Annotated in this window: 19 protein-coding genes; 12 read left to right on the plus strand and 7 right to left on the minus strand. The window is 72.9% G+C overall.

The window, feature by feature from the left end:
- The first annotated feature begins 9 nt into the window (after positions 1 to 9).
- Positions 10 to 1,608, plus strand: coding sequence for a GMC family oxidoreductase (locus tag ACLZN2_RS20535; RefSeq protein WP_416980073.1), 1,599 nt, complete (start codon positions 10 to 12; stop codon positions 1,606 to 1,608).
- Positions 1,609 to 1,665: 57 nt separating this feature from the next.
- Here the strand turns inward: ACLZN2_RS20535 and ACLZN2_RS20540 are convergent, their stop codons facing one another.
- Genes ACLZN2_RS20540 through ACLZN2_RS20550 form a run of 3 tightly spaced genes read right to left on the minus strand, consistent with a single transcriptional unit; the run spans position 1,666 to position 4,100 of the window.
- Positions 1,666 to 2,400, minus strand: coding sequence for an alpha/beta hydrolase fold domain-containing protein (locus tag ACLZN2_RS20540; protein WP_416980075.1), 735 nt, complete (start codon positions 2,398 to 2,400; stop codon positions 1,666 to 1,668).
- On the minus strand, positions 2,390 to 3,109 hold the full coding sequence (locus tag ACLZN2_RS20545; protein WP_416980077.1) for an enoyl-CoA hydratase/isomerase family protein: 720 nt from the start codon (positions 3,107 to 3,109) through the stop codon (positions 2,390 to 2,392). Before ACLZN2_RS20545 ends, ACLZN2_RS20540 begins: the two co-directional genes overlap by 11 nt.
- A gap of 1 nt (position 3,110) precedes the next feature.
- Positions 3,111 to 4,100: a 2Fe-2S iron-sulfur cluster-binding protein gene (locus ACLZN2_RS20550; protein WP_416980079.1), complete on the minus strand. Its 990-nt coding sequence runs from the start codon at positions 4,098 to 4,100 to the stop codon at positions 3,111 to 3,113.
- 111 nt (positions 4,101 to 4,211) lie between these two features.
- On the opposite strand from ACLZN2_RS20550, the gene ACLZN2_RS20555 reads away from it, so the two are divergent.
- From ACLZN2_RS20555 to ACLZN2_RS20585, 7 genes are read left to right on the plus strand one after another with little or no spacing between them, the layout of a single operon-like run.
- Complete coding sequence (locus ACLZN2_RS20555) at positions 4,212 to 5,804, plus strand: AMP-binding protein (protein ID WP_416980081.1); 1,593 nt, start codon at positions 4,212 to 4,214, stop codon at positions 5,802 to 5,804.
- Positions 5,805 to 5,841: 37 nt separating this feature from the next.
- Positions 5,842 to 7,020 carry an amidohydrolase family protein gene (locus ACLZN2_RS20560; RefSeq protein ID WP_416980083.1) on the plus strand — a complete coding sequence of 393 codons (1,179 nt, stop codon included), beginning with the start codon at positions 5,842 to 5,844 and terminating at the stop codon, positions 7,018 to 7,020.
- A 5-nt stretch (positions 7,021 to 7,025) separates the two neighbouring features.
- Positions 7,026 to 8,468, plus strand: a complete 1,443-nt coding sequence (locus ACLZN2_RS20565) for a FadD3 family acyl-CoA ligase (protein ID WP_416980085.1) — start codon at positions 7,026 to 7,028, stop codon at positions 8,466 to 8,468.
- Complete coding sequence (locus ACLZN2_RS20570) at positions 8,465 to 10,042, plus strand: methylmalonyl-CoA mutase family protein (protein WP_416980087.1); 1,578 nt, start codon at positions 8,465 to 8,467, stop codon at positions 10,040 to 10,042. Before ACLZN2_RS20565 ends, ACLZN2_RS20570 begins: the two co-directional genes overlap by 4 nt.
- Positions 10,042 to 10,443 (plus strand): cobalamin B12-binding domain-containing protein, encoded by a 402-nt coding sequence (locus ACLZN2_RS20575; protein WP_416980089.1) that lies wholly within the window; start codon positions 10,042 to 10,044, stop codon positions 10,441 to 10,443. Before ACLZN2_RS20570 ends, ACLZN2_RS20575 begins: the two co-directional genes overlap by 1 nt.
- Complete coding sequence (locus ACLZN2_RS20580) at positions 10,440 to 11,396, plus strand: TIGR03564 family F420-dependent LLM class oxidoreductase (protein ID WP_416980091.1); 957 nt, start codon at positions 10,440 to 10,442, stop codon at positions 11,394 to 11,396. The genes ACLZN2_RS20575 and ACLZN2_RS20580 overlap by 4 nt, the downstream gene beginning before the upstream one ends.
- A complete protein-coding gene (locus ACLZN2_RS20585) occupies positions 11,393 to 12,430 on the plus strand; it encodes a CaiB/BaiF CoA transferase family protein (protein ID WP_416980093.1) in 1,038 nt (345 codons plus the stop codon). The genes ACLZN2_RS20580 and ACLZN2_RS20585 overlap by 4 nt, the downstream gene beginning before the upstream one ends.
- A gap of 13 nt (positions 12,431 to 12,443) precedes the next feature.
- Here ACLZN2_RS20585 and ACLZN2_RS20590 read toward each other — a convergent pair whose 3' ends face one another.
- Complete coding sequence (locus tag ACLZN2_RS20590; protein WP_416980095.1) at positions 12,444 to 13,211, minus strand: SDR family NAD(P)-dependent oxidoreductase; 768 nt, start codon at positions 13,209 to 13,211, stop codon at positions 12,444 to 12,446.
- Positions 13,212 to 13,318: 107 nt separating this feature from the next.
- Between ACLZN2_RS20590 and ACLZN2_RS20595 the strand changes: the two genes are divergently transcribed.
- Complete coding sequence (locus ACLZN2_RS20595; RefSeq protein WP_416980097.1) at positions 13,319 to 14,680, plus strand: acyl-CoA dehydrogenase family protein; 1,362 nt, start codon at positions 13,319 to 13,321, stop codon at positions 14,678 to 14,680.
- Positions 14,677 to 15,741 carry a phosphotransferase family protein gene (locus ACLZN2_RS20600; RefSeq protein WP_416980099.1) on the plus strand — a complete coding sequence of 355 codons (1,065 nt, stop codon included), beginning with the start codon at positions 14,677 to 14,679 and terminating at the stop codon, positions 15,739 to 15,741. The genes ACLZN2_RS20595 and ACLZN2_RS20600 overlap by 4 nt, the downstream gene beginning before the upstream one ends.
- A gap of 26 nt (positions 15,742 to 15,767) precedes the next feature.
- Here the strand turns inward: ACLZN2_RS20600 and ACLZN2_RS20605 are convergent, their stop codons facing one another.
- Complete coding sequence (locus ACLZN2_RS20605) at positions 15,768 to 16,535, minus strand: SDR family oxidoreductase (RefSeq protein WP_416980227.1); 768 nt, start codon at positions 16,533 to 16,535, stop codon at positions 15,768 to 15,770.
- Positions 16,536 to 16,589: 54 nt separating this feature from the next.
- Between ACLZN2_RS20605 and ACLZN2_RS20610 the strand changes: the two genes are divergently transcribed.
- Entirely contained in the window at positions 16,590 to 18,020 is a 1,431-nt protein-coding gene (locus tag ACLZN2_RS20610) for a class I adenylate-forming enzyme family protein (protein ID WP_416980101.1), read from the plus strand.
- On the plus strand, positions 18,013 to 19,143 hold the full coding sequence (locus ACLZN2_RS20615) for a thiolase family protein (RefSeq protein ID WP_416980103.1): 1,131 nt from the start codon (positions 18,013 to 18,015) through the stop codon (positions 19,141 to 19,143). The genes ACLZN2_RS20610 and ACLZN2_RS20615 overlap by 8 nt, the downstream gene beginning before the upstream one ends.
- A 47-nt stretch (positions 19,144 to 19,190) precedes the next feature.
- Here ACLZN2_RS20615 and ACLZN2_RS20620 read toward each other — a convergent pair whose 3' ends face one another.
- On the minus strand, positions 19,191 to 19,991 hold the full coding sequence (locus ACLZN2_RS20620) for an acyl-CoA thioesterase (protein ID WP_416980105.1): 801 nt from the start codon (positions 19,989 to 19,991) through the stop codon (positions 19,191 to 19,193).
- A gap of 10 nt (positions 19,992 to 20,001) precedes the next feature.
- Positions 20,002 to 20,778, minus strand: coding sequence for an acyl-CoA dehydrogenase family protein (locus tag ACLZN2_RS20625; protein ID WP_416980107.1), 777 nt, complete (start codon positions 20,776 to 20,778; stop codon positions 20,002 to 20,004).
- Between the last annotated feature and the right edge of the window lie 3 nt (positions 20,779 to 20,781).

Here is a 20,781-nt window from a genome sequence, read left to right on the forward strand (position 1 = left end):
GAGAGAGACATGTACGACTACGTCGTCGTCGGCGCCGGATCGGCGGGCTGTGTGCTCGCCGACCGGCTCTCGCGCGACCCCGGGACGAGGGTGCTGCTCGTCGAGGCGGGCGGCACCGGACGGCACCCGTATCTGAGGATCCCCAAGGGCGTCGGCAAACTCTTCGGCGACCCGGCCTTCTCCTGGCACTACCGCACCCGCCCGCTCAGGGAGGGCGGCAACCCCGAGGTGTGGGTGCGCGGCAAGGTGCTGGGCGGCTCCAGCTCCGTCAACGGCATGGTCTACAACCGGGGGACCCGCGCCGACTGGGACGGCCTGGCGGGGCTCGGCAACCCCGGCTGGGGCTGGGACGAGGTCCTGCCCGTGTTCCGGGCCCTGGAGGACAACGCGTTCGGCGCCACCGCCACCCGGGGCGCGGGCGGGCCCCTGCATGTGTCGGGGGTGCGCGACCCGGACCCGCTGTGCGACGAACTCCTCGCCACCGGCGCCCGGTTCGGCCTGCGGACCGTCCCCGACGTCAACGAGGAGGACGGCGAGCGCATCGGGTACGCGATGGCCACCATCAAGGCCGGACAGCGTTTCAGCGCCGCGCGCGCCTTCCTCCGCCCGGCCCGCTCCCGCCCCAACCTGACCGTCGCCCACGGCACGACGGCCCTGCGGGTCCTGTTCGACGGCGACAAGGCCGTCGGCGTACGGGTCCGCACCGCCGAGGGGCACGAGGAGGACGTACGGGTACGGCGTGAGGTCGTCCTCAGCCTGGGCAGCCTCGGCACGCCCCGGCTGCTGCAGCTGTCGGGCATCGGCCCCGCCGAGACGCTCCGGCAGGCCGGCGTCGACGTCCGCCTCGACCGGCCGCACGTCGGCGCCCGGCTGCGCGAACACCGCTGCCTGGCCCTGCGGTTCCGGCTGAACGCCCCGCTCGGCGTGAACCGCCTCCTCGCCACCCCGGCCGCCCAGGCCCGCACCGGCGCCGGCTACCTCCTCACCCGGCGCGGCCCGCTCGCCCGGCCCGCCTACGACGTGATCGGCTTCCTCAAGACCCGCCCCGAGTCGGCCCGACCCGACGCCGAGATCCTGCTCGCCCCCTGGTCGCTCGGCGCGCTCACGCCCGGCAAACCGGCCGGGGTCGAGAGGGAACCCGGCCTGTCCGCCTGCGCGATGGTGCTCCGGCCCACCTCGGAGGGCTCCCTCGCGATCACCTCCGCCGACCCGGACGCCGGGCTCGACATCGACCCCGGGTACTGGCGGTCGGCGTACGACCGTGAGGTGGGCGCGGATCTGTTCCGGCGGCTGCGGGAGTTCTTCAGCACCGAGCCCATCGCCTCCCGGATCCGGCGGGAGACGTTCCCGGGGCCGGGCGTCGGCACCGACGAGGAGATCATCCGCAGCTCGCTGGACGGCGGGTACTGCGGGTTCCACGCGATCGGCACGTGTGCGATGGGCTCTGCGCCGGAGGACGTGACCGACGCGCGGCTCAAGGTGCGGGGTGTTGACAACCTGCGGGTCGTAGACGCGTCTGTCCTGCCGGTGATGGTGTCGGGGAATCTCAACGGGCCCGTGATGGCGCTCGCTTGGCGGGCCGCGCAGTTCATTCTCGACGAGGGGTGAGGGAGCTGGGGGCTGCCGCCCCCAGACCCCCGCTTCGGCCCTGAAGGGGCCTCGTCCTCAGACGCCGGACGGGCTGTAATGTGCCCGTTTGCCCCAGCCGTGCAGGTACTCCGCCATCGCCCCCACCTGGCGCAGCCCCAGCGCCGACGCGTCCTCGTACACCCGCAGGTCCACCGCCACCCCCGAGTGCGCCGCCCGCGTCGCGAAGGACAGGGCGTCGTCCAGCAGGACCTCCGTGCCGGCCGCGTGCAGCTGTATCGGGGGCAGGCCGTGCAGATTGCCGTGCAGCGGGCTGAGCAGGGGAGTGGTGCGCGGGGTGTCCCCGGCGTACGCCGCCGCCCGTACCGGGAGCGACTCCGCGTCGACCGTGCGGTCGGCGGCCGCGTTCAGCAGCAGGCTCGCCGCCTCCAGGGTGAAGTCCAGGAGCGGGGACACGAGCACCGCGCAGGTGGGAGGGGGCGCGCCCTCGTCGCGCAGCCGCAGCAGCAGACCCGCGGCGAGCGCCCCGCCGAGCCGCTTGCCGGCCACCGCCACCGCGCCGCCCTGGGCCCGGCAGTGCTCCCAGGCGTCGTACACGTCCTGAAGCGCCTGCGGGAACCTGGGCCGGTAGCGGGCGCAGAGCACGGCGTACCCGGTGGCGCGCGCCAGTTCACGGGCGGTGGGCAGGGCGTCCTGCGGGGTGCCCGCGAGCCGCGGGTCCCCGTGCAGGTACAGCACGGTCTGCTCCACCGGTCCGTCCGGGCGGACCTCCGGCCCGAACGGACCTTCCTCGACGCGGACTTCACTTGCCACGGGACATCACCCTCTCGGCCGCTTCCCAGTGCTCGTCGGCCACCCACAGCCGGGCGAAGGCCGCGGCGGCCTCCTCCGGCGTTCTCGTGCGGGTGGTCAGCTCCTTGATCTCTCGGGCCTGCGCGGTCGCCAGAGCGCGGGCCACCTCCCGCCAGGCGTCGGTGAATCCGGCGCGCGGCAGGACCAGGTCGACCAGACCGAGCCGTTCGGCCTCGGCGGCGTCGATGATCCGGCCGGTGCCGGCCAGCAGCAGCGCCCGTCCCGGACCCACCAGCCGAGCCAGCCGCTCGGCTCCGCCCCAGGCCGGCACGATCGCCAGCCGCGACTGGTTGAAGCCGATGCGGACGTCCTCGGCGGCGATCCGGATGTCGGCGGCGACCGCGACCTCCGCGCCCCCGCCGAACGCGTGCCCGTTCAGGGCGGCGACGACCGGTCCGGGGAAGGCGGCGATGCGGTCGCAGACGGCACGCATCCTGAGCGCCATCTCCGCTGCCTCCGGCTCGGTGCGCAGCCGGGCCAGCTCCTTGAGGTCGCCGCCCGACACGAACGCCTTGTCGCCCGCCCCGGTCACGGCGAGCGCCGGCGCGCCCTCCGCCGCGTCCAGGGCCTTCTCCAGCTCGGCCATGGTCGTGAGGTCGACGGCGTTGCGGGCGTGCGGCCGGTCGATGGTGACGACGGCGAGCCCGTTCTCGATCTCCAGCTCGACCATGTCAGTCCTCGTACTCCACCGTCACGTCCGGCGCCGCCGGCTCCGCCTGGCAGGTGAGCACATACCCCTCGGCGACTTCGTCGGCGTCGAGGGCGTTGTTCACCCGCATCTTTGCCTCCCCCGCGATGACCCTGGCCATGCAGGTCGCACAGTCGCCCGACTCACACGAGAAGGGCGGCGTGAACCCGGCCCGGCGGGCGCTCTGCAAGAGGGTCTCGCCCGCCCGCTGGGGCACCGAGCGACGCTGACCTCGCAGGACGACGGTGACCGTGCCGTCGGCCGGCCGCGTCGGCGGGGCCGCCGAGCCGTTCACCGGCGTGAACCGTTCGACGACGATCCGCTCCCGGGGGACCCCCTGCGCGGTCAGTGTCTCCTCGACCAGGGTCATGAACGGCTCGGGCCCGCAGAGATAGAAGTCGGCCGGACCACCGGCCGCGAGATCCCGGATCCGCCCGGCCGTGACCAGGCCGTCGCGGTCGTCGAAGTGCTGCCGCACGGTGAGCCGCCCGGGATGGCGGTCCGCCAGCGAGTCCAGTGCGGCGCGGAAGATCGCGGCCGGTGCGTCGCGGTGGGCGGTCAGTAGCCGTACGGGCCGTGCGGTCGTCGCCAGCGCGCTCTTCACCAGGGAGAACACGGGCGTGATCCCGCTGCCCCCGGCGAACGCGACCAGCGGCCGGTCGCCCGCGTCGGGGCGAAGGCAGAAGGAGCCGCTGGGCCGGGTGGCCTCCAGGACGTCCCCGGGCCGCAGCTCGTCGTGCATCCAGCCGGACACCAGCCCGCCCGGCACCCGTTTGACGGTCACGCACAACTCGCCGTCGGTGTCGGGGGAGCTCGACATCGAGTAGCTGCGCAGGGTCCCGCGCAGCCGGAACGTCAGGAACTGCCCCGCCCGGTAGGGAAATCCGGCGTCGAGGGCGAACGTGCGCACATCCGGCGTCTCGTCGACGATCCGGGTGATCCGCACCGGATGGAAGCCGTGGTCGCGTGCCATGTATGGAAGTTACCTTCTCGTTGTGCGAGAGTGCAATTCTCGCGAGTGCAGTTCTCCTGCAGTTCTCGCAGTTCTCGCAGTTCTCGTGCAGCAGAGGAGGCGATCCCCTTCATGCCGACCTTCCCTTCCGGCGCCCTGCGGCCGGTGCCGCCCGAACTGGCCGCACGCTACGAGACCGAGGGGTGGTGGACCCATGAGACCCTCGGTGACCTGCTGACGAAGGGGCTGGCGGCGGCGAGGGACACCGAGTTCCGCGTCCATTCCGAGGTACGGCCCTGGGCGGGCACCTTCGCGCAGGTCGAGCAGCTGGCCCGGCGGCTGGCCGGCGGCCTGGCCGCGCGGGGCGTGGGTCCCGGCGACGTGATCGCCATGCAGCTGCCCAACTGGAGGGAGGCGGCGGCCGTCTTCTGGGCCTCGGCCTTCCTCGGCGCGGTCGTCGTCCCGGTGGTCCACTTCTACGGCCCGAAAGAGGTCCGGTACATCGTCGAGGCCACCCGCCCGAAGGCCTTCTTCGCCGCCGAACGCTTCGGACGCCTCGTCTTCGACCCCGAGCTGTGCGCCTCCGTGCCGGTCGTCGGTGTCGTCGGCCGGGACTTCGACGACCTGCTCGCCGACGAGCCGCTGCCCGGCACCCTCCCCGTCGACCCGGACGCCCCCGCCCTGATCGCCTTCACCTCCGGCACCACCCGCGACCCCAAGGGCGTGATCCACAGCCACCGCACCCTCGGCTTCGAAACCCGCCAGCTCGCCGCGAGCTACCCGCCCGACCGGGGCCGCCAGTTCACCGTCGCCCCCGTCGGCCACTTCATCGGCATGGTCAACGCCTTCCTCATCCCCGTGCTCGACGGCACCCCGGTCCACCTCGGCGACACCTGGAACCCCGCCAAGGCGCTCGCACTGATGAAGGACGAGGGACTGACCGTCGGCGGCGGCGCGACGTACTACATGACGAGCCTGCTCGACCACCCGGACTGCACGCCCGAGCACCTCGCCCGGCTGCGGTACGCCGGCCTCGGCGGCGCGTCCGTCGCCTCCGCCGTGACGACCCGGCTGGAGGACCTGGGCATCACGGTGTTCCGGGCGTACGGCTCCACCGAGCACCCTTCGGTGACCTGCACCCCGTACGACGGACCGGCCGCCAAGCGGCTGCACACCGACGGACTCCCGCTGCCCGGCGTGGAGCTGAGGCTCGACGACGACGGCGAGATCCTCACCCGCGGCCCCGACCTCTGCCTCGGCTACACCGACCCGGCCCTGACCGCCGCCGCCTTCGACGAGGACGGCTGGTACCGGACGGGCGACATCGGGGTCGTGGATGACGACGGCTGGCTGTCGATCACCGACCGCAAGGCGGACGTCATCATCCGGGGCGGCGAGAACATCAGCGCCCTGGAGGTCGAGGAGGTCCTGCTGGGCCTGCCCGGCGTGGCGGAGGCGGCGGTCGTCGCCGCACCCGACCCGCGGCTCGGCGAGCGGGCCGCGGCCGTGCTGCGGATGCTGCCCGGCTGGTCGGCGCCGGTCCTCGCCGAGCTGCGGCTGCACTTCCAGCGCTCGGGCATGGCCCGGCAGAAGTGGCCCGAACAGGTGCACACGGTCGACGAGTTCCCGCGCACCCCGAGCGGCAAGGTCAAGAAGTTCGTGCTCCGCCAGGGCCTGAACGCCGGCGGCACTGCCGCCGACGGCATTGCCACTCCACTCAAGTGAGAATACGATTCTCGCTATCGGCGAAGGAGGATCTCTCATGCCCTCTCGTGATCTCGCGTATCCGCTGTTCGACGCGGACAACCACCTCTACGAGACGCAGGAAGCGCTCACCCGGTATCTCCCGAAGGAGTACGACGGGGCGATCGAGTACGTGAACGTCCGCGGCCGCACGAAGATCGCGATCCGCGGGCAGATCAGCGAGTACATCCCGAACCCCACCTTCGACGTGGTCGCCCGCCCCGGCGCCATGGAGGAGTACTTCAAGGTCGGCAACCCGGACGGCAAGACCCGCCGGGAGATCTTCGGCGAGCCCATGCGCTCGGTCCCCGCGTTCCGCGAACCGGCCCCGCGCCTCGCCCTCATGGACGACCTCGGCATCCGGCGCAGCCTGATGTTCCCGACCCTCGCCAGCCTCATCGAGGAACGGATGAAGGACGACCCGGAGCTGATCCACGCGGTCATCCACGCCCTCAACCAGTGGCTGCACGAGACCTGGGGCTTCGCCTACAAGGACCGTATCTTCACCGTCCCCGTCATCACGCTCCCGATCGTCGAGAAGGCGATCGACGAGCTGAACTGGGTCGTGGAGCGCGGGGCACGGGCGATCCTGATCCGTCCCGCCCCGGTCCCGGGCTTCGGCGGCACCCGGTCCTTCGCGCTGCCGGAGTTCGACCCGTTCTGGAAGCGGGTGGTGGAGACCGGCGTCCTGGTCGCCTTCCACTCCTCCGACTCCGGCTACGCGAACTACGCGAACGACTGGGAGGGCAACAAGCGCGAGTTCCTGCCCTTCAAGCCCAACGCGTTCCGGCAGGTCAACGAGTGGCGGCCGATCGAGGACGCGGTGTCCTCGCTGATCTGCCACGGCGCGCTCTCCCGCTTCCCCGAGCTGAAGGTCGCCGTCATCGAGAACGGCGCCTCCTGGGTGCTGCCGGTCCTGGACCGGCTGGCCGACGTGTACAAGAAGATGCCGCACGAGTTCCAGGAGGACCCGGTCCAGGTCTTCAAGCGGAACATCCACATCAGCCCGTTCTGGGAGGAGGACATGGCCGCCCTCGGCGATCTCGTCGGCATCGAGCGCGTCCTGTTCGGCTCCGACTACCCGCACCCCGAGGGCCTGGCCGACCCGGTCACCTACGTCGACCACCTGGTGAAGCTCACCGAGGAGGACAAGGCGAAGGTCATGGGCGGCAACCTGGCCCGCCTGATCGACGGATGAGACGGATGACTTCGACAGTGCGGTGGCGGAGCATTCCCGCTCTGGTGCGGGACGCCGCCGAGCGCTTCGGCGACGCCGAGGCCGTCGTGGACGGTGACGTGCGGTGGAGCTTCGCAGAGCTGGCCGACCAGGTCCGGCGCACCGCCGGGGCGTTCGCCTCGGCGGGCGTCGGCCCCGGCGACCGGGTCGCGCTGTGGGCGCCGAACTCGGCCGAGTGGATCGTCGCCGCGTTCGGCCTGCTCACGGCCGGCGGGGTCCTCGTCCCGGTCAACACCCGCTTCCGCGACGAGGAGGCGCACGACATCGTCGTCCGCAGCGGCGCCAAGCTGCTGCTGGTGCAAGGCGGCTTCCTGGACCGGGAGTTCACCGGCCCGCCCGGGATCCCCGTGATCGACCTCGGCGAAGGCGGGTTCCTCGGCTCGGGCGAACCCCTGGAGCGCGAGGTCGGCCCGGACGACCTGGCGGACATCATCTTCACGTCCGGGACGACGGGCCGCCCCAAGGGTGTGATGACCACCCACGGCCAGACCCTGCGGCTCTACGAGGAGTGGTGCGACCTCGCTCAACTCCGCGCCGGCGACCGCTACTTGATCGTCAACCCGTTCTTCCACATCTTCGGCTACAAGGCGGGCCTGGTGGCCTCGATGATCCGGGGCGCGACCGTGCTGCCGCTGGCGGTGTTCGACGTCGACCGGGTGCTGGAGCTGGTGGAGAAGGAGCGGGTGACGGTCCTGCCGGGCCCGCCGACCCTGTACCACTCCCTCCTCCAGTCGGGCGGCGGCCGGGACCTGTCCTCGCTGCGGGTCGCGGTCACCGGCTCCGCCGACATCCCGGTCGAGCTGGTCCGCCGGATCACCGCCGAACTGCCGTTCCGCCACCTGATGACCGGCTACGGCCTCACCGAGGCCGGCACCGTCACCGCCTCCCGCCCCGGCGACCCCTACGAGGCCGTCGCCACCACCGTCGGCCGCCCCTGCGAGGGCTTCGAGCTCCGCGTCGCCGACGACGGCGAGGTCCTCGTCCGGGGGTACGGCGTGATGCGCGGCTATCTCGACGACCCCGCCGCCACCGCCGAGGCGATCGACACCGACGGCTGGCTGCACACCGGCGACCTGGGAGAACTCGACGAAGAGGGCCGCCTGAGGATCGTCGGCCGCAAGAAGGACATGTTCGTCGTCGGCGGCTTCAACGCCTACCCGGCCGAGATCGAGGGCTTCCTCATGCGGCACCCGGCGGTCGCCCAGGCCGCCGTGATCGGCGTGCCCGACGAGCGGCTGGGCCAGGTCGGCAAGGCGTTCGTCGTGCCGCGCGGCGCGGTCACCGAGGCCGAGCTGATCGCCTGGGCGAAGGAGCGCATGGCCGGCTTCAAGGTGCCCCGGCAGGTCGAGTTCCGCACCGGACTGCCGCTCAACGCCACCGGCAAGGTGATGAAGGACCAGCTGTCATGACGTACGACGACACCACGGCCTCCGGCATTCCCCTGAAGCCGGTCTACGGCCCCGGCGACCGGCGCACCGAGCCGCCCGCCCCGGGTGGCTTCCCCTTCACACGCGGCAACTACCCCACCGGCTACCGGGGCCGCACCTGGACCCTGCGCCAGTACTCCGGCTTCGGCACCCCCGAGGAGTCCAACCGCCGCTACCGCTATCTCCTCGACCAGGGCGGCACCGGACTGTCCGTCGCCCTCGACCTGCCCACCCAGTGCGGCTACGACTCCGACGACCCCGAGTACACCGACGAGGTCGGCCGGGTCGGCGTCGCCGTCGACACGCTCGCCGACGCCGAGATCCTCTTCGACACCATCCCGCTGGACCGCATCAGCACGAGCTTCACCATCAACGGCACGGCGGCGATCCTGCTCGCCCTGTACGTGGCCGCCGCCGAGAAACGCGGCATCCCGCGCGCCAGGCTGACCGGTACCATCCAGAACGACATCCTCAAGGAATACGCCTCGCGCGGCACCTGGATCTGGCCGCCCGAGCCGTCGCTGCGGCTCATCGCCGACACCATCGAGTTCTGCGCCGCCGAGGTGCCCCGCTTCAACGCGATCTCCGTCGCAGGCGCCCACTTCCGCGACGCGGGCGCCACCGCCGTCCAGGAGATGGCGTTCACCCTCGCCGACGGGGTGACGTACTGCGAGACCGTCCTCGCCCGCGGACGCATGACCATCGACGAGTTCGCCCCGCAGATCTCCTTCTTCTTCTACACCCACGGCGAGTTCTTCGAGGAGATCGCCAAGTACCGTGCGGGCAGACGGCGTTGGGCGACCCTCGTGCGCGAGCGGTTCGGCGCGAAGACCGACAAGGCCTGCATGTTCCGCTTCGGGTGCGTCGCGGGCGGGGCCTCGCTGTACGCGCCGCAGGCCCGCAACAACACCGTCCGCGTCGCCTACGAGGCGCTCGCCTCCGTGCTCGGCGGGGTGCAGTCGATGTTCACCGCCGCCTGGGACGAGCCGTTCGCCCTGCCGAGCGAGGAGTCCGCCACGCTCGCCCTGCGCACCCAGCAGATCCTCGCCCACGAGACGGGCGTGACCAAGGTCGCCGATCCGCTGGGCGGTTCGTACTTCGTGGAGGCGCTGACGGACGCCACCGAGGAGCGCGTCGAGCGGGTCATGGCCGATCTGGAGGCGCACGGCGGGATGGTCCGGTGCATCGAGGACGGCTATCTGCAGGGGCTGATCGCCGACGAGGCGTGGCGGCTGCACCAGGCGGTCGACTCGGGGGAGCGTCCGGTGGTGGGCGTCAACCGGTTCACCGTGGACGAGGCGCCGCCCGATCTCGCGACGTACGAGCTGGACGCCGAGGGCCGCGAACGGCAGTTGAAGCGCCTCGCCCGGGTGAAGGCGGAGCGCGACACCGCCGACGTACGCGCCCGCCTCACCCGACTGCGCCGCGCCGCCGAAGGAGACGCCAATGTGATGGAACCGTTGATCGACTGCGCCAACTCCTACTGCACGGTGGGGGAGATGGCGGGTGCCCTGCGCGAGGTGTGGGGCGAGTTCCGGCAGCCGGTGGTGTTCTGATGCCCACCCGAGTCCTTGTCGCCAAGCCCGGTCTCGACGGTCACGACCGGGGTGCCAAACTGGTCGCGCGCGGGCTGCGCGACGCCGGTTTCGAGGTCGTCTTCACCGGTATCCGGCGCCGTGTCGACGACATCGCCGCCACCGCCGTACAGGAGGACGTGGCCCTCGTCGGGCTGTCGATCCTGTCCGGGGCGCATCTGGCGCTGACCCGGCGCACGGTCGAGGCGCTGCGGGCGGCCGGCGGCGACGACATCCCGGTCGTCGTCGGAGGGACCATCCCGGCGGGAGACGTACCGCGGCTGCGCGCGGCCGGAGCGGCCGCCGTGTACCCGACCGGCACCCCGCTCGACGTCATCGTCGCGGACATCCGCGCCCTTACCCACAGGACGGAACCGACATGAGAGTCGGAGTGATGAGCGGCCCCGAGCGGGGCGACGCCGCGCACAAGGCGACGCGGATGGTCGAGGACGCCCGCTGGGCGGAGGAAGCCGGCTTCGACACGGTGTGGGTGCCGCAGGTGCCCACGGACTTCGACGCGCTGACCGCCGTCTCCCTGATGGGCCAGGCCACTTCGCGCATCGAACTCGGCACCGCGGTCGTCCCGGTGCACGCGCAGCACCCCGTCGCCCTCGCCCGGCAGGCCCTGTCCGCCCACGCGGCGGCGGGCGGCCGGCTCGCCCTCGGCGTCGGCGCCTCCCACCACTGGATCGTGCGCGACATGCTCGGCGTACCGTACGAGAAGCCCGCCGCGTACACCCGTGACTACCTCGAAGTGCTGGGCGCGGCGGTGAGCGGGACGGCCTCGGTGGACGTCGAGAACGAACGCTTCCGGGTCCACAACCCGCTGACGATCTCCCCCGTCGCCCAACTGCCTGTCCTGATGGCGGCGTTGGGCCCTGTGATGCTGAGGATCGCCGGGGAGCGCACCGACGGCACGATCCTCTGGATGGCGGACGAGCGGGCGGTGGCCGACCATGTCGTCCCGGCCCTCACCAAGGCGGCGGAGTCGGCCGGCCGGCCCGCCCCGCGGATCGTCGCGGGCATCCCGGTCTGCCTGTGCGCGCCCCACGAGGTGGACGCGGCCCGCGAGCGCGCCAACCGTATCCTCGGCGAGGCCGAGATCTCGCCCAACTACCAGCGGCTGCTGGAGCACGGGGACGCCCGTGACGTCGGCGACCTGTGCGCGGCGGGCGACGAGGCGGCCATCGAGGCGCGCTTCCGGCGGTTCGCGGACGCGGGCGTGACCGACCTGTCGGTCCGCCTGCTGCCGATCGGCGAGGGCCGGGACGCACTCGTCGCCTCGAAACTCCGCACCCGGGACGCCGTGGCGGCCGTCGCGGCGGGCTTCCGATGACCGGGCCCCTCGCGGGCCTCAGGATCCTGGAGGTCGGCCACATCCTCGCGGGCCCCTACGCCACCATGCTCCTGGCCGACCTGGGCGCGCGCGTCACCAAGGTCGAGCCGCCCGGCGGGGACCTCTCCCGTCAGGTCTCGGACGCCTACTTCGCCAGCCTCAACCGGGGCAAGCGCTCGGTGCGCGTGGACCTGGCGACGGCGCGGGGGCAGGAGCACCTGCGCGAACTGGTCCGGGACGCCGACGCCCTGCTGGTCAACCTCAAACCCTCCGCCGTCCGCCGCTTCGGCCTCACCTACGAGGAGCTCGCGCCCTGGAACGAGCGGCTGGTGTGCGTGATCCTCACCGGCTGGGGCATGGACGCGGGCGACGCACCCGCCTTCGACTACGTCGTCCAGGCCGCCACCGGCATCGCGGCCCTCACCGGCGCCCCGGACGGCCCGCCCCTGCTGCCCGGCTACTCCTCGGCGGACAACTCGGCCGGCCTCGCGGCGGCCCTCGGCCTGGTGGCGCAGGTGCACTCCGGCCGGGGCGGCCAGATCGAGGTCTCGCTGCGCGACGTGATGCTGTCCCAGCTCAACTACCACGCCGCCACCTGGCTGAACGAGGGCCGCGCACCCCGCCGCCTCGGCGGCGCCCACGCCTACTACGTCCCCGCCCAGCTCTTCCCCACGGCCGACGGCCACCTGGCCCTCTTCATCACCCACGACGGCTTCTGGCGCTCCTTCGCCACCGAGGCCGGCATCGAGGGCTACCCGACGATGGCCGAGCGCGCGGCCCACCGCGAGGAGGTCGTCACCGCCGTGACGAAGGCCCTCGCCGCCGACACGGCGACCGGCTGGGAGGCCCGGCTACGCCCCCTGCGGGTGCCCGCGGCGGCCGTGCGCACCCTCCCGGAGGCCCTCGCGGCCGCACCGGGCGCGGTCGTCGAGGCGGGCGGCCACCGCCTGGTGGGCAGCCCGTTCCGGATCCCGGGACAGGAGACGTCGTACGGCCCGCCGCCGCGCCTCGGCGAACACGGTGATCTCACCTGACACGTCGTCGGGCCTACGGCATCCCGCCGTCCACCCGCAGTGTCGCCCCGCTCGTGTACGACGACGCGTCCGACAGCAGATAGAGCGCCCCGCCGACGATCTCCTCCGGGGCGCCGATGCGCTGCAGGGCGTGCGGGCGGACGCCCTCGGCGAGCTGGTCCGGGTCCTCCTGCCAGCCCCGCGTCGCCCAGGTCGCGAACGGGCCGCACATCAGGGTGTTGACGCGCACGGCCGGGCCGAGGGCGTGGGCGAGGCCCTCGCTCATCGCGTTGAGCCCGGCCTTGGCCGCCGCGTACGGGACGATCGCCGGGCGGGGCCGGACGGAGCCCGTGGAGCTGACGTTGACGATCGCGCCGCCGCCGGCCTCCGCCATCCGGACGCCCGCGAGGACCGACAGCCGGAACGGGCCCTTGAGGTTGAGGTCCAGCACCGCGTCGAACATCTTCTCCGTCACGGCGGCAAGGTCGTCGTAGACCGGGGACATCCCCGCGTTGTTGACCAGCCCGTCCAGCCGGCCGAAGCGGTCGTACACCGCGTCCACCAGGCCCGGCAGCTCGTCCCAGCGGCCCACGTGGACGCCGTACGGCAGGGCCGAGCGGCCCGTCTCCTTCTCGATCTCCTCACTCACGGCCGCGCAGACCTCGTACTTGCGGCTCGCCACCACCACGTCCGCACCGCAGCGGGCCGCGCCGAACGCCATGGCCCGCCCGAGCCCCCGGCTGCCGCCGGTGACCAGCACGACCCGGCCGGTGAGGTCGAACAGCTCGTCCGCGTATCCCATCCCGCCGCCTCCTGGAGTGTTCTCGTGGGTGAGAGTATCGTTCTCGCCTGTGCAGAATAACATTCTGAACAAGCGTCAACGAGGGCTTCAACGTGGGAGGGTGCGTCATGTGGGACTTCAGTACCGACGACGCGTTCCAGGAGAAACTCGACTGGGCCGCGCGACTCGTCCGCGAGGAGATAGAGCCGCTGGACGTGCTGTTCCCGGGCAACGCCGAGCCCTACGACCGCGGGAGCGAGGTCTTCCGGGAGGTCGTACGGCCGTTGCAGCGCCGGGTGCGTGAGCAGGGGCTGTGGGCCGCGCATCTGCCGCCCACGCTGGGTGGGATGGGCATGGGGCAGGTCAGTCTCGGGCTGCTCAACGAGATTCTGGGGAGGTCGAGCTGGGCGCCCATGTGCTTCGGCACCCAGGCCCCCGACTCCGGCAACGCGGAGATCCTCGCCCACTACGCCACCGAGGAGCAGCGCAAGGAGTACCTCGAACCGCTCCTCGACGGGCGGATCGTCTCCACCTTCGCGATGACCGAGCCGACCGGCGGCGCCGACCCCGGGGGCTTCACCTGCACGGCCGTCCGGGACGATGGGGGCACCTCCCGCTCGAGCGGAGCCGAGAGTGGGGGAGAGTGGGTGATCGACGGGGAGAAGTGGTTCGCCTCCAACTACCCCCTCGCGGCCTTCGTCATCGCCATGGTGATCACCGACCCGGACGTGCCCGTCCACCGGGGCGCCTCGATGATCCTGATCCCGGCCGGGACGCCCGGCATGGAGATGGTGCGCGGCACCGGCATGGGCGGCGAGCCGCTCGGCGAGGGCGTGCACGGCTATCTGCGCTTCACCGGCTGCCGCGTCCCCGCCGAGAACCTCCTCGGCGAACCCGGCTCCGGCTTCCTCATCGCCCAGACCCGCCTCGGCGGCGGCCGGCTGCACCACGCGATGCGTTCGGTCGGCCAGTGCAGGAAGGCGCTGGAGATGATGACCGAGCGCATCGCCTCCCGCCGCACCCGCGGTGGACCCCTCGCCGACCAGCAGGCGGCACGTCACCAACTCGCCGACACCTGGATCCAGATCGAGCAGTTCCGGCTGCAGGTCCTGCACGCCGCCTGGCACATGGACAAGGCCGCCCGCACCGGCGACCGCGCCGACGCCCGCCGCGCCCGCCTCCATGTCTCCGGCGTGAAGGTCGCCACCCCCAAGGTGCTGGTCGACGTCGCCTACCGCGCCCTGCATCTGCACGGCGCCCTCGGCGTCTCCAACGAGCTGCCGCTGACCAGGATGTGGCACTCCGGCCCCACCCTCGGCGTCGCCGACGGCCCCACCGAGGCCCACCAGGACGTGGTGGCGCGGCTGCTGCTCAAGGGCGCCGAACCGGCCGACGACCGGCTCTTCGGCTCCGCCCATCTGCCCACCCGGCTGACCGCGGCCCGCGCCCAGTACGCGGACCGCCTTCCCGAGACGGCGGTGACCTGGTGACCGACGACGACCGCAAGGCCGACCTGGACCGCAAGGCCGACCTCGACCGGCTCAACGCCTGGTCGGGTCTGGGCGGCCTCCCCGGCGACGGACCCGTGACCGCCCTCGAACCGCTCACCGGCGGCGCCCAGAACCTGCTGTTCACCCTCCGCCGCGCCGACGGCACCGAACTCGTCCTGCGCCGCCCCGGCCGCCATCTGCGCTCCGGCGCCTCGGACGCGTTCCGCCGCGAGAGCCGCGTCCTCGCCGCCCTCGCCGACACCGACGTACCGCACCCCAGACTGCGGGCGAGCGTGCTCGACGACGACGTGCTCGGCGGGCCCTTCTCCGTCCTGGAGAAGATCGACGGCTTCGCACCGCGCGGCACACTGCCCGGCCGCTACGCGGAGGACGCCGAATGGCGCCGGTCGCTGGCCTTCGCCCTCGTCGACGGCGCCGCGAGACTCGCCGCCGTCGACCCGGCCCGGCACGGCCTGGCCGATCTCGGCCGCCCCGAGGGCTGGCTGGAACGCCAGACGCCCAAGTACCTGAAGATGCTGCACGGTTACCGCGACACCCCCGGCTACCGCGAGGGCGAGTCCCCCGAGGTCGACCGCGTCGCCGACTGGCTGGCCGCGCACACCCCGAAGGAGACCGCCACCGGGATCGTCCACGGCGACCTGCAGTTCGCCAACGTCATGTTCGCCCACGACGCCCCGCGCCTCGCCGCGATCGTCGACTGGGAGATGGCGTCCCTCGGCGACCCCCTCCTCGACCTCGCCTGGATCCTCACCGCCTGGCGCGAGAAGGGCGACCCGCCCGGCAGCGACCCCCAGTTCCAGCCCTGGGACGGCGTCCCCGGCCGCGCCGAACTCGTCGCGTACTACGGCGAGTCGACCGGCCGGGACGTCTCCGGCTTTTGCTGGTACCAGGTCCTCGCCTGCTTCCGCCTCGCCGCCCTCCTGGAGGGCAGCTACGCCCGCGCCCTCGCCGGGAAGATGAACCGCAGGCTCGGCGAGGGACTGCACGGCTACGCGGGCTGGCTGTGGGCCAAGGCGCGGCAGGAGATGGACCGCGAGTAGAGCTGCTTCGGGAGCTGCTTCGGGAGCTACTTCGGCGGAAAACGCAACGCGCCGTCCAGGCGCACCACTTCACCGTTGAGATAGTCGTTCTCGCACAGGTGCTGGACCAGGGCCGCGTACTCCTCGGGGTGCCCCATCCGACGCGGGTGGGGCACCTGCGGCCCCCAGTACGCCTCCAGTTGCTCGCCCGCCTTGCCGTAGGCGGGCGTGAGGATCGTGCCGGGCGCCACCGAGACGACCCGGACGCCGAGCGGGGACAGATCCCGGGCGGCCACCAGGGTCATCGCGGTCACCCCGCCCTTGGCCGCCGCATAGGGGAGCTGGCCCGCCTGGCCCTCGTATCCGGCGATGGAGGAGGTGGTGACGACGACGCCCCGCCCGCCGTCCTCGCCGAAGGGCGCCGTGCGGGCGATGGCGGCCGCGGCCAGCCGCAGGACGTTGAACACGCCGGTGAGGTAGACGTCGACCGTCGCGCGGAACCCCTCCAGCGCGAGCGGCGAGCCGTCCTTGCCGACCAGTCGGCCGCCGCTCGCCGGACCGCCGTGACAGTCCACCGCGATCCGGAACTCACCCGCGTCCTCCGCCTCCCGGACCGCCGCGGCCACCGACTCCTCGTCGGTGGCGTCGGTGCGCACGTACCGCACCCCCAGCTCGTCCTGGAGCGCCTTGCCCTTGTCGTCCGCCAGATCGGCCACCACGATCCGGGCCCCGGCCGCGTGCAGACGCCGTACCGTCGCCTCGCCGAGACCGCCCGCGCCGCCGACCACCAGGGCCGAGGAACCTTCGATCAGCACCATCATTCCCCTCTCTTGCGAGTCGGCCTCTGAGTGTATGAGAATGACGTTCTCATGAACATAGTCGTGATCCTGGAAATGGCCGCATCCGCGGGGGACCGGCCGGCCGTCACCGAGGGCGGCCGGTCGCTCTCCGCCGCCGGACTCCAGCGCCTCGCGCACCACGCGGCCGACCGCTTCCGTGACCGCTCAGCGGTCCTGTACCTGGGGACGAACCACCTCGCCCACCCCGTCGCCCTGTTCGGCGCGGCCCTGGCCGGCGTCCCCTTCGTACCCCTCAACTACCGTCTCTCACGTGAGCAGTTGGACGAACTCACCGCCCGCCACCCGGGCGCCGAGCTGCTGCGCGCCGACGACCTGGACGGCCTCCTGGAGCCATCCGGTGACGCCGTCCCCCGGCCCGCCCCCGACGACCGTGACGCCACCGCCGTCGTCCTCTACACCAGCGGGACCACGGCCGCCCCCAAGGCGGCCCTGCTGCGCCACCGCCATCTGCTCTCCTATGTCTTCAACACCCAGGACTTCGGCTCCGCCGACCCGGCCGACGCGACGCTCGTCGCGCTCCCGCCGTACCACGTCGCCGGGCTGATGAACCTGCTCACCAACCTCTACGCGGGCCGCCGCATCGTCTACCAGGCGTCCTTCGACCCGGCGGGCTGGCTGGCGACCGTACGCCGGGAGCGGGTCACGCACGCCATGCTCGTACCGACCATGCTCGCCCGGATCACCGCCGAACTCGGCGACACCCCCGCCGAGGCGCCGAGCCTGCGCAGCCTCGCCTACGGAGGCGCCCGCGCGCCCCGGCCGGTGGTGGAGCGGGCGCTGCGGCAGTTCCCGGACACCGGCTTCGTCAACGCCTACGGCCTGACCGAGACAGCCTCCTCGGTGTGCGTGCTCGGCCCCGACGACCACTGGCGGGCCGTGGCCTCCGACGAACCGGCGGTCCGCGAGCGGCTCGGCTCGGTCGGCCGCCCGCTGCCCGGCATCGAGGTCGAGGTCCGCGACGAGCACGGCAAGGCCCTGGACGCGGGCGTCACCGGGCTCGTCTTCGTACGCGGGGAGCAGATCTCCGGCGAGTACGCGGGCGCCGAAGGCACCGTCACGGACGGCTGGTTCGCCACCCGCGACCGGGGACGGCTCGACGCCGACGGCTACCTCTACATCGAGGGCCGCGCCGACGACACCATCATCCGGGGCGGCGAGAACATCGCCCCGGCCGAGATCGAGGACGTACTCCTCGAACACCCGGGCGTGCGGGAGGCCGCCGTGCTCGGGGTGCCGGATCCGGAGTGGGGGCAGCGACTGGTCGCCGTCCTCGTCGGAGCGGGCGATCCGGAGGAGATCCGGGCCTACGCCAAGGCGCGCCTGCGCTCGTCCAAGACCCCGGACGCGGTCGTCTTCCGCCCCGAACTGCCCCGCACGGCGACCGGCAAGCTGCTGCGCCGCACCCTCGTCGCCGAACTGGAGGAGGCCGCCGATGCCTGAAGCCGTGATCGTCGCCGCCCTGCGCACGCCGATCGGCACCGCGTTCAAGGGCACCCTGCGCGACACCACCGCGTACGAGCTGGCCGAGCGGGTGGTCGGCGCGGTGGCGGAGGGCCTCGACCCGGCCCTGGTGGACGACGTCGTCCTCGCCGAGTCGCACTACGGCGGGGGAGTCGTCGCCCGCCACGCCGCCCTCACCGCGGGCCTGCCGAACGTACCGGGGCTGGCCCTGAACCGGCACTGTGCCGGCGGCCTCGCCGCGGTCCAGACCGCCGCCGCCTCCGTCCGGGCGGGCATGGACCGGCTGGTGCTGGCGGGCGGGGTGCAGTCCCTGTCCACCGCGCCCGGGCTGACCTTCCGGGGCGCCGAGCGCTGGGTGCCGCCCTCGCACCCCGACCGCGCCGACGCCCCCAACCTCGACATGTCGATCACCGTCGGCTGGAACACGGCTGTCCGGGCGGGCATCAGCCGTGCCGAGATGGACGAGTGGGCGCTGCGGTCGCACCGCAACGCGGTCCGCGCGCTCGACGAGGGCCGCTTCAAGGCCGAGACCGTGCCGGTGGACACCCCGCACGGGGTGTTCGAGTCCGACGAGCACCCGCGCCGCGACACCAGCGCGGAGAAGCTGGCCGGGCTGAAGCCCCTCCACCCGGAGATCGAGGGCTTCTCGATCACGGCGGGCAACGCCTCCGGCGCGAACGACGCGGCAGCGCTGCTGGCCGTGGCCGACGACGGCTCGGGCCTGCCGGCCCTCGCCACGGTCCGAGCCTGGGCCTCGGTCGCCGCAGATCCGTCCGAGACGGGCCTGACCCCTCTGCGAGCCATCCCCAAGGCCCTCGGCCGGGCCGGTATGTCCGTCTCCGACGTCGACCTCTTCGAGATCAACGAGGCCTTCGCCTCCGTCCCCGTCGCCGCGATCCACCGCCTCGGCCTGGACGCCGACACGGTCAACGTCAACGGCAGCGGCTGCTCCCTCGGTCACCCCGTCGCCGCCTCCGGCGCCCGCATGCTGGTCACCCTCGTCCACGAACTCCGCCGCCGGGGCGGGGGAGTGGGCGTGGCGTCCATGTGCGCGGGCGGGGGGATGGGATCGGCGGTGGTGGTGGAGGCGGCCGCGCCCTGAGGGGGTTCTCGCCTCTCCCAGGAACGCCCTCAGGGCAGGGGGCGCCCTCACAGGAACCGCAGCAACGCCTCCTGCGCGTACGACGCGACCAGTGTCCCCTCCCCGCTCAGCACATCCCCCCGCCCGAAGCACCGGCCGTGTGCGGCGACGGGGCTGTGCTGGCGCAGGAGCAGCCAGTCGCCCACCTCGGCCGGGCGGTGGAACCACACGGTGTGCGAGGTGACCGCCGAGACGAACGCCCGCCCCGAGTCGGTCTGCGTCACCCCGGCCACCGGCCGCAGCGCGGTGCCGATCGGGGTGAGGTCGGTGGCGTACGCGAGGAGGGCCGGCGCGAGGGGCCGGCGCACCCTCGGCACCCGGGTCCACAGCTCGAAGACGGGCGGCTCGGGCTTCTCGGTGTCGAGGTCGGTGGCGGCGCGCGACTCCCAGGGGAGCAGCGGGAGTTCGGCGGTCCGCTCCGGGCCGGGGAGCGACGGCACGGGGCCGACCGTCTGCCGGTCCGGCCCCTCCTCCCACACATGCAGGCTCGCGTTCGCCACGGCGATGATTCCGTGCGACTGACGGGCGGTGAGGCGTGCGGCGGTGAACGTCCGTCCGTCCTGGGGGACTTCTGCCGTGTAGCGCACCGGTTCGCCGGTCCGGCCCTCCCGCAGGAACTGGGTGTGCAACGACTTCAGGCCCTTGCCCGGGGCGGCCAGGGTGGCGGCTCGGGCGAACTGGGCGAGCAGCTGACCGCCGAACAGCCGCCGGTACTCGAGCTGTTGGGAACGGCCCTCGTAGACGCCCGGATCGCACGGGGTGAGGTCGAGGCAGTCGAGCAGGTCGGGCCAGAGATCGACAGGGGTCATCCGGGGCTCCTCAGAGGTCGACCAGACGAGGCGTGCGGCCCTCACGCAGCAGCAACGAGCCCGCCTCACGGGTGAGTTCACGGGTGGAGCCGAGCAGTCCGTCCAGGACGAGCGCCCGCCGGACATGCCGGTGCAGCTCGTGCTCGGCGGTGAACCCGATGCCGCCCAGGGCCTGTTGGCAGTGCCGGGCGGCCGTGAGCGCGGCCCGTCCGGCGGCGGCCTTCGCCAGCAGGGAGCCGGTGTCGTCGGCCGCTGCCGTGAGCGCCGCCTTTGCGCCCTCCAGGGCGACGTACGTCTCCGCCAGCCGGTGCCGCAGCGCCTGGAAGGAGGCGAGCGGGCGCCCGAACTGCTCGCGGTCCAGTACGTGTTGGCGTGCCAGGGTGAGCATGGCGTGGCCGGTGCCCAGCAGCCACCAGCCCAGCGCCCGGCGCCCGGCGGCGAGGGGGAGGAGCGGGGCGCCGGCGTCGACGTCGGTGCGCCGCAGGGGCAGTTCGGGGTCGAGCGGGCTGTCGTACGAGGATCCGTCCCTGAGCCAGACCAGACAGGTGCCGCCCGTGAACGGGAGGGCCGGTGTACCGGTGAGGGGGAGGCCCGCCGCGTGCAGGAGGACGTCGTTGAGGACCGGGGCGTGCCGGCCCGTCTCGCCGAGCAGCCGGAAGAGCAGCGGGACGACCGTCTCCGGCTCCTCGACCAGCATCTCGGGCCAGCCCAGGTCAGTGAGGTCGGCGCCCGAGGTGAGCGTCTTGCGCAGGGTGTCCGCCAGGAGGGCGCGCTCGGCCGGGTCCACGGG

It is taken from the genome of Streptomyces sp. T028, from assembly GCF_048159505.1.
Taxonomy (GTDB): domain Bacteria; phylum Actinomycetota; class Actinomycetes; order Streptomycetales; family Streptomycetaceae; genus Streptomyces.